Origin of the sequence: Streptomyces carpinensis (assembly GCF_002154505.1) — a bacterium.
GTDB lineage: Bacteria > Actinomycetota > Actinomycetes > Streptomycetales > Streptomycetaceae > Streptomyces > Streptomyces carpinensis.
Genome location: NZ_MUBM01000311.1, coordinates 1 through 404, shown reverse-complemented (window position 1 = coordinate 404; position 404 = coordinate 1). Strand labels below are relative to the sequence as shown.

Sequence of the window (404 nt, the reverse complement as noted above, 5' to 3'; positions counted from 1 at the left end):
ACGCCGACATCGAGAAGGCGGCGGCCGGAGCGATCCGCGCCTGCTTCTCCTCGGCCGGCCAACTGTGCATCTCCATCGAGCGGTTGTACGTCCACGAGTCGATCGCGGACGCGTTCCTGGAGCGCTTCGCCGCCCGGACGAAGGCCATGCGCCTCGGCACATCCCTCGCGTACGGCGCCGACATGGGCTCGCTGGTCGGCGAGCGGCAGCTGAAGACCGTCACACGGCATGTGGAGGAGGCCGTCGCCAAGGGTGCCAAGGTGGTGGCGGGAGGCGTCGCCCGCCCGGACATCGGCCCGTACTTCTTCGAGCCGACCATCCTCGACGGCGTGGAGACGCCGATGTCGGTCTGCACGGAGGAGACCTTCGGCCCGGTCGTCTCCCTCTACCGCTTCAAGACCGAC

At 69.1% G+C, this 404-nt stretch carries 1 protein-coding gene; it reads left to right on the top strand.

Going from position 1 to position 404, the window contains the following annotated elements; genetic code table 11:
• Positions 1 to 404 (top strand): aldehyde dehydrogenase family protein (locus BZY54_RS53930; RefSeq protein WP_244217500.1); only part of this gene is annotated, 404 nt, incomplete at both ends.